The organism is Streptomyces sp. MK37H (assembly GCF_018035285.1).
Lineage (GTDB): Bacteria > Actinomycetota > Actinomycetes > Streptomycetales > Streptomycetaceae > Streptomyces > Streptomyces endocoffeicus.
Genome location: NZ_JAAAYH010000433.1, coordinates 1 through 7,443, shown reverse-complemented (window position 1 = coordinate 7,443; position 7,443 = coordinate 1). Strand labels below are relative to the sequence as shown.

Here is a 7,443-nt window from a genome sequence, read left to right as displayed (position 1 = left end):
GCTGCCTGCCGACACATTGCCAGGAGAGCCCGTCGTGCCGGTCAGGTAGGCCGAGACGACGACGTTCGCCGAGTACGTCCGGGTCGAGCGGTTGTACTTCCCCCCGCACGTGATCAGCCGCAGCTCCGCGCGGTCATGGGACCGCGACCCGTACACCCGTCGCGCGTCGAAGTGCTTCTCCGGCACCACCTCGACGTCCTCGACCGTGAACTCCGCCGTCGTCCCGTCCGACCGCGCGACCCGCACCCGCTCCCCCCGCTTGAGATCGCTCAGCTCGTGGAAGACCGCCGGTTTGCTCTTCGTGTCCAGGTGGCCGACCAGCAGCGCGGCGCCCGGGGAGCCGGGCTCGGGGCCGGCGCGGTACCAGCCGACCGTGCCGGGGCGGCTGAAGGGCGGGGGCTTCACCGCCCCGTCACGATCCAGGCCGCTCGCGACGATCGGGGCGCGGACCCCCGCCGCCTCGATCACGACCCGCTTGGGCCGGGCGGAGGCCAGCGGCGCGTGCGCCGGGGGCAGCGGATGGGCGGACGGCCGCCCGACCGCGGCCACGTCCCCGGTCATCGGCACCGGGCCGCCCGTCCCCTCCGTCGTGTCCCGGCCCCACATCCACAGGCCCAGCAGCAGCGCCGCCCAGGCGAGTCCGATGGCCAGCCGCCCGAGGCCGGAGAAGCGATTCCCGATGCCGTCCATGTGTCCGTCCATCTCGGTATCCAGCTCCATGGCGATCAGCTCGCGGTACGGGAGGGATGGCGGCGGCGGTGGACCGCGAGGCCGCCGACGGCCACGGCCGTACCGCCCGAGAGCACCAGGCCGTACGCCTCCGCAGCGCCGATGTCGTCGCGTGGCCGCGCCTCGTCGGGCGCGGTGCCGCCCCCGCCGGCGCGGACGGGGGCGACGGGCGAGGGCGGGCGCTCCACGGCGAGGGCGACCCCGCCCGCGCCGTCCGCGCCCGTTCCGTCCTCACGTACGAGGCCACCGCCCGCGCAGTCGAGCGTGACCCGGTGCGCCCCCTTGGCCGCCGTCGAGCGGATCGTCGCCTCGCTGAAGAGCGCGTCCCCCTCGGGCGTCAGCTCCGCGTCGTCCACGAACACCGGTGACGAGGCGGTGGCCACCCGGTCCGGGCAGCCGAAGGCCCAGACCTCGACCTCGGCGCCGGGGGCGAGGGCCCGAGGGCTGATCCGGATCGTGGTGGTGGCGGAGTGGCGCTGCTCGGCGAGGGCCGGCGCGGCGGCCGTCACCACCGCGACGGCGGCGCATGCTGCGGTACAGAGAGTGAGTGCGACAATGCGCATGGTGAAACCTCCCGATACCAAGAGGCTCACGCGCCCGGCACGGCCCCGCATCCGCTGCGGGCGCCTACTGCGCCATCCGGGGCACAGGGGTCACCGGCAGGTCATGCCAGCGCCCACCGGCGGGTCATGCGATGCGTTCCACGAGGTCCGCGATGGACTCGACGACCGTGGACGGGCGGTACGGGTACCGGTCCACCTCGCCCGCCTTGGTCACCCCGGTGAGCACCAGGAAGGTCTCCATACCGGCCTCGAGCCCGGCCCGCACATCCGTGTCCATCCGGTCGCCGATCATCGCGCTGGACTCGGAGTGGGCGCCGATCGCGTTCAGCCCGGACCGCATCATCAGCGGGTTGGGCTTGCCGACGAAGTAGGGCTCCTGGCCGGTGGCCTTGGTGATCAGCGCGGCCACGGAGCCGGTGGCGGGCAGCGCGCCCTCCGCGGAGGGGCCGATCTCATCAGGATTGGTGGCGATGAACCGCGCACCGTCGTTGATCAACCGGATGGCCTTGGTAAGCGCCTCGAAGCTGTACGTACGGGTCTCGCCGAGCACCACATAGTCCGGCTCGACATCCGTAAGGACGTAGCCGATGTCGTGCAGCGCGGTGGTCAGCCCCGCCTCCCCGATGACATACGCGGTGCCGCCGGGGCGCTGCTCGTCCAGGAACTGGGCGCTGGCCAGCGCCGACGTCCAGATGTTGGCCACCGGAACGTCCAGCCCGATACGGGACAGCCGGGCGTGGAGGTCGCGCGGGGTGTAGATGGAGTTGTTGGTGAGCACCAGGAACGGCGTGTCGGATTCGCGCAGCCGCTTGATGAAGGCGTCGGCACCGGGCACCGGTATGCCCTCATGCATCAGGACACCGTCCATGTCGGTGAGCCATGACTCGATCGGCTTGCGCTCTGCCACTGGTTGCTCTCCGCTCGGAATCGACCTCTGCGACGACCTCAGCCTAACCGGGGAAAGTGCTGGGGAGACCGCCCCGTGTTCCGGAGCACGGTCCGTTCGCCGTTGGTTCGCGCTCCGTCCCAGCGCGACAGATCCGCACAGGTGTCTGATCCTGGGGAAGGGGCGGAATCCGCCCCTCCGTGCAACGAGCCGGACCGTAAGGCCGGACCGTAAGGAGGCCGCGATGGGCATGATGGACAAGCTCAAGGGCGCGATCAGCAAGAACCCCGACAAGACTCGGAAGGGCGCTCGCAAGGGGGCCGAGACCGCGGACAAGAAGACCGGCGGCAAGCACTCGGAGCAGATCCAGTCCGGCTCGGACAAGGTCGACGAGGAACTGCGCCGCCGGGGCGAGGGGCCCCGGGGCCAGTAGTTCGTACCCGCGCCGGACGTGAGGGCATCGGGGCGTCGGGGCTTCAGACCCTCGAGCGCCGGGACTTCACCACGAGGACGGTTCCGCAGGTCACGAGCGCGGCGCTGATGACGCCGAGCCCAGCGAGCAGGGCGGTGTGACGGCCCGTCGCGGCGAGTTCGGGCATCCGCTCGCGCTCGCGCTCGTGGCCGCCGTCCTCCTCGTGACGGCCGTCACTGCCGGTACCGGTGCTGGGCTCGGCCTGGGGCTCGCGTCCGGTTTCGGTGCCGGGGTCGGTTTCGGTGCCGGGCTCGGTTTCGGTGCCGGGGTCGTCGGTCTCCGTGCCCAGCTCGGTGTCGGTGTCCAGGCCCTCGTCGAGGTCGGTACCGGTGCCGGTGTCGGTACCAGTCTCGGTGTCAGTACCCGTCTCGGTGTCGGAACCCGTCTCGGTGTCGGAACCCGTCTCGGTGTCGGAACCCGTCTCGGCGTCAGTACCCGTATCGGCGTCCGCGCTTGAGTCCGAGCCCGGGTCCGTGTCCGTGTCCGCCCCGAGGTCGGTGTCCATGTCCGTATCGACATCCGCGCCCAACTCGGTATCCGTATCGGTACCGGTATCCGCTCCGGTCCCCGCGTCCTCTTCGGCGCTGGGATCGGTGCCGGGATCGGCCTCCGCGCCGATGTCGGCGTCCGCCTCCGTGTCGGCATCAACGTCGCTGTCGGCGCGGGGCGGCACCGCGGCAGGGCTGCTCTCCTTATGGGTCGCACCGGGGCTTCTGGTGGCGCTCGGCTTCCGGCTCGGCGCGGCCGAGGCGGTCTCCTCGGACGTTCCGCTCGGGGTGGCCGTGGGGCGCTTGGAACGGGTGGTCGGTTCCGGGGCGGGCTTGGTCTCGTTGTCCCCGTCGGTGGCGGCTCCGGCATCGACACCGGTATCCGTCCCGGTCTCCGTGAGCCCGCCGGAGCGCGTGGCCGCCCTCGTACGCGTTCCGGCGTTCGGGCCCTTGGTTCCGGCACCGGTGCCCGGAGTACCGGCATCCGTATCCGAACCCATACCCGTCCCCGAACTCGTACCCGAACCCGTAGCCGTCGCCGCCCCGCCGACGCGGAAGGCGTAGTCGTTCGACTGCCCCACCCAGTCGCCGTCGTCCGCGCGCCGCTGTACGGCGATCGCGTTGGCCGTCACCGGCCCCTCGGGCGTGTCCGCGGTGAAGCGCGTGCGCACCTGGACGTCGACGGTCTTGTGCGCGGGCACGGTGAAGCCCTTGAAGTGGTCGTCGAAGACCCCGATGTTCTCGTCCTCGTCCGTGGTCTGGAAGGAGACGGTCCGCCAGGTGGCGCCGCCGTCCGCGAAGGGGTCCAGGAACTCGAAGCCGATATGGCGGGGCCGCAGTTGATGGGCCTGGTCGACCAGGACGGCGATGGGATGGATGGCGCGGCAGCCGGTGTCCGTGGCGTTGCGCAGTTCGATGTGCCAGCCGCGCCAGCCGCCGCCCAGGGCGTACTGGTCCGGCCCGCCGCGCAGATGGGCTTCGATCGGAAAGTCGGAGGCGTTCCGGTCCCCGCAGGCGGCGGGCTCGGCCTCGGCGGCGTACGCCGGGACCCCGTAGAGGGCCGGGGCGACCGCGAGCGCGGCCGCCGGAAGGACAGCTCGTAGGGACAGTGCGGTGGGCAAGCGCATGAGTGACCTCTGCTGTGCTGCGGTTTTCCCCGAGCACTCGGCTACATTCCGCGTCCGCACGCCGACACACCGCACCAGGCCCGGATTGCCCCCGACTGGCGGTCAGGATCCCCCTCGATCAGCCCAGTGCGAACAGCGGTGCGAGCACCAGCCGGGCGGCGCCCTCGACGACGGCTCGCTCGCCCCGCTCCACGACGTCCACGGACACCGGGGGGCGACTGGCGCGGGCGGAGTCCTCGGCGATCATCGTGGCCACACCGCGAACGTACGGCTCGGGGTCGGCCAGCACCATCCGGCCGCCCAGGAGCACCCGGTCGATGTCGAGGAGCCGTACGAGGTTGGTCGCGCCGATGCCGAGCAGCCGCGCGGCGTCCGTACGGTCGCCACGCGCGACGGCGGCGAGGCACAGCGCCTCCAGGCAGCCGTTGTTGCCGCAGTCGCAGGGCGGCCCGTCGAGCTGTATGACCTGGTGCCCGAACTCCCCCGCGTCGGTCCGCGCGCCCCGGTACACATCCCCGCCGAGCACCAGACCGGCGCCCAGGCCGGTGCCCAGGTGGAGGTACGCGGCCGACTCGGCGGACCCGGCGGTCACCAGCCCGAGCGCCGCGGCGTTGGTGTCCTTGTCGAGGACGACGGGGAGGGCGAGCCGCTCGGCGAGCGCGTCGCGCAGCGGGAAGCCGTCCCACTGGGGGAAGCCGGTGACGCGGTGCAGCACGCCGGAGCCGTGGTCGAGCGGCCCGGGCGCGGCGACGCCGACGCCGAGCAGCCCGCCGCCTGCCGCCAAGCCACTACCGCCGCCCGCCGCGACGTCCGTCCCACCGCCCGCAGCGATACCGCCGCCCGCCGTTCCGCCCACCACGCCGCCGGCCGCCGCGTCCGCCAGAAGCGCCCTGACCTCGGCCGTGGCCGCCGCGAGCGCCTCCTCCGCGGGCGCGCCGAAGTCGAAGGGGGCCGAGCGGGCCGCGACCGAGGTGCCCGCGAGGTCGACCAGGACCGCCGTCACCTCGTCGCGGTCGAGCTGGAGCCCGATCGCATGACGGGCGTCCGGGACCAGCCGGAGCGCGGTGGGCGGTTTGCCGCCGGTCGAGGCGCGCTGACCGGCCTCCGCCAGCAGCCCCTCCGCCCTCAGCCGGGCCGTGATCTTGCTGACGGCTTGAGGGGTGAGGCCGGTGCGCCCGGCCAGCTCCGGCCGGCTGACGCCGTCCTCGCCCGCGTCCCGCAGCAGTCGCAGGACGAGTGCGGCGTTATGGCTGCGCAGGGCGGTCAGATTGGCTCCGGGCCCGGCCGCTCCGGACATCGTGCTGTTCACCCCTCCATTGTGGCCACCGCTTGCACTTTGGCAACACTGTTGTCAAAGTGGGCTTCATGGATGCCACCGATGACAGCAGCACCACCCGAGTGGGACTGATCGGCTACGGCCTGGCCGGATCCGTCTTCCACGCCCCCTTGATCGCGGCCACCGAGGGGCTGGTCCTCGACACCATCGTCACCTCCAGCCCGGAGCGGCAGCGGCAGGCGCGCCCCGAGTTCCCCGACGTCCGGCTCGTGGACTCCGCCGATGAGCTGTGGGCCCGGGCGGATGAGCTGGACCTGATCGTCATCGCCTCCCCGAACCGCACCCATGTCCCGCTCGCCCGCGCCGCCCTCGAGGCCGGGCTGCCGACCGTCGTGGACAAGCCGCTGGCCGCGACCGCCGCCGAGGCCGAGGAGCTGGCCGCGCTCGCCGAGGCCCGCGGGCTGCTGCTGACCGTCTTCCAGAACCGCCGCTGGGACAACGACTTCCTCACCCTCCGCAAGCTGCTCGCCGAGGGCGCGCTGGGCGAGGTGCGGCGCTTCGAGTCCCGCTTCGAGCGGTGGCGGCCGCAGCTCAAGGGCGGCTGGCGGGAGTCCGGCGACCCGGCCGAGGTCGGCGGGCTGCTGTACGACCTGGGCAGCCATCTGGTCGACCAGGCGCTCACCCTCTTCGGCCCGGTCGAGTCCGTCTACGCCGAGGTCGATGTGCGCCGCCCCGGGGCGCAGACCGACGACGACACCTTCATCGCCCTCACCCACGCCGGCGGCGTCCGCTCCCATCTGTGGATGAGCGCGACCACCGCCCAGCTCGGCCCGCGCTTCCGGGTGCTGGGCAGCGAGTCGGGCTATGTGAAGTACGGCCTCGACCCGCAGGAGGCCGCCCTGCGCGAGGGGCTGCGCCCCGGCGACCCGTCCGTCGAATGGGGCACCGAGCCGGAGGGCGACTGGGGCCGGCTGGGCGCGGGAGAGTCCCCGACGACCGGCGGCGGCGTTCCGGTGGAGACCCTCCGGGGCGATTACCCCGCGTACTACGCCGCCGTCGCCGCCGCCCTCCGCGACGGCACCCCGCCGCCGGTCACCGCCGCCGAGGCCGCGGCCACCCTGCATGTGCTGGAGGCGGCCCGGGTGGCGGCCGCGGAGCGCCGTACCGTCCGGATCGAGGTCCCCGCATGAGCGAGCACACTGACGCGATATCCCGCGTGGCGGAGCTGGAGGAGCAGGAGCGCCGACTGCGGCTGCCCCGCTTCGACAACGACGACGCCTGGCGGCTGGGCTGCCTCATCGCCGACCTGGCCCAGGAGCGCGGCGCCGCCGTGACGATCGGCATCCAGCGGGCCGGTCAGCGCCTCTTCCACCGCGCGCTGCCGGGCACCTCCCCGGACAACGACGCCTGGCTGGAGCGCAAGTGCCGGGTCGTGGAGCGCTACGGGGCGAGCTCGTTCCTGGTCGGCACCCGCTTCCGCGCCAAGGGCAGCAGCTTCGAGGAGTCCTCACGCCTCGACCCCGACCGGTACGCGGCGCACGGGGGCGCCTTCCCGATCCATGTGACGGGCACGGGCGTCATCGGCGCGGTCGCGGTCTCGGGGCTGCCGCAGGCCGAGGACCACGCGCTGGTGGTGGAGGCGCTGGAGCGGTTCTCGCTCACCGGGCCCTGACGCTACGTGCCCACCGGGCCCTGACGGACGGACTCCGCCCGGGCCCGGGTCCGACGGCGTACGGCGTACAGCACTCCCAGAGCGAGCACGAGGGCACCGCCCGTTCCCCCGTACAGCCAAGGCCGCGTATCCGGCTCGGCGGCGGCGGTGGTGGTCTCCAGAGCCACCGGGGCGCTGTCGTTCGCCGGGCGCGGGTCGTGTGGCGGGAAGTCGGGGTTGGGGACGGCCTC

At 73.2% G+C, this 7,443-nt stretch carries 8 protein-coding genes and 1 pseudogene; 3 read left to right on the top strand and 6 right to left on the bottom strand.

Annotation, left to right across the window (positions count from 1 at the left end):
- The 3 genes from GWI24_RS36855 to GWI24_RS36845 form a co-directional block, all read right to left on the bottom strand.
- The coding region (locus GWI24_RS36855) for a class F sortase (protein WP_210950396.1) at positions 1-720 on the bottom strand (720 nt) is incomplete at its 3' end.
- A gap of 5 nt (positions 721-725) precedes the next feature.
- Complete coding sequence (locus GWI24_RS36850) at positions 726-1,292, bottom strand: hypothetical protein (RefSeq protein WP_210950395.1); 567 nt, start codon at positions 1,290-1,292, stop codon at positions 726-728.
- Positions 1,293-1,416: 124 nt separating this feature from the next.
- A complete protein-coding gene (locus tag GWI24_RS36845; protein WP_210950394.1) occupies positions 1,417-2,199 on the bottom strand; it encodes an HAD-IIA family hydrolase in 783 nt (260 codons plus the stop codon).
- Between the two features lie 223 nt (positions 2,200-2,422).
- Here GWI24_RS36845 and GWI24_RS36840 point away from each other — a divergent pair, with 223 nt between their 5' ends.
- Positions 2,423-2,611, top strand: coding sequence for an antitoxin (locus tag GWI24_RS36840; RefSeq protein ID WP_210950393.1), 189 nt, complete (start codon positions 2,423-2,425; stop codon positions 2,609-2,611).
- Between the two features lie 43 nt (positions 2,612-2,654).
- Here the strand turns inward: GWI24_RS36840 and GWI24_RS36835 are convergent, their stop codons facing one another.
- Positions 2,655-4,259: a hypothetical protein gene (locus tag GWI24_RS36835; protein WP_210950392.1), complete on the bottom strand. Its 1,605-nt coding sequence runs from the start codon at positions 4,257-4,259 to the stop codon at positions 2,655-2,657.
- A 124-nt stretch (positions 4,260-4,383) separates the two neighbouring features.
- Entirely contained in the window at positions 4,384-5,562 is a 1,179-nt protein-coding gene (locus GWI24_RS36830) for an ROK family protein (protein WP_210950397.1), read from the bottom strand.
- Positions 5,563-5,630: 68 nt separating this feature from the next.
- On the opposite strand from GWI24_RS36830, the gene GWI24_RS36825 reads away from it, so the two are divergent.
- Positions 5,631-6,731 carry a Gfo/Idh/MocA family oxidoreductase gene (locus GWI24_RS36825; protein WP_210950391.1) on the top strand — a complete coding sequence of 367 codons (1,101 nt, stop codon included), beginning with the start codon at positions 5,631-5,633 and terminating at the stop codon, positions 6,729-6,731.
- Positions 6,728-7,213 carry a heme-degrading domain-containing protein gene (locus GWI24_RS36820; protein ID WP_210950390.1) on the top strand — a complete coding sequence of 162 codons (486 nt, stop codon included), beginning with the start codon at positions 6,728-6,730 and terminating at the stop codon, positions 7,211-7,213. Before GWI24_RS36825 ends, GWI24_RS36820 begins: the two co-directional genes overlap by 4 nt.
- 2 nt (positions 7,214-7,215) lie before the next feature.
- Here GWI24_RS36820 and GWI24_RS36815 read toward each other — a convergent pair.
- Positions 7,216-7,443, bottom strand: a pseudogene (locus GWI24_RS36815) (hypothetical protein); the annotation flags it as partial.

Coding starts and splice junctions, on each gene's coding strand:
- GWI24_RS36850 (WP_210950395.1), bottom strand. CDS start 1,292: ATGCGCATTGTCGCACTCACTCTCTGTACCGCAGCATGCGCCGCCGTC.
- GWI24_RS36840 (WP_210950393.1), top strand. CDS start 2,423: ATGGGCATGATGGACAAGCTCAAGGGCGCGATCAGCAAGAACCCCGAC.
- GWI24_RS36830 (WP_210950397.1), bottom strand. CDS start 5,562: ATGTCCGGAGCGGCCGGGCCCGGAGCCAATCTGACCGCCCTGCGCAGC.
- GWI24_RS36825 (WP_210950391.1), top strand. CDS start 5,631: ATGGATGCCACCGATGACAGCAGCACCACCCGAGTGGGACTGATCGGC.
- GWI24_RS36820 (WP_210950390.1), top strand. CDS start 6,728: ATGAGCGAGCACACTGACGCGATATCCCGCGTGGCGGAGCTGGAGGAG.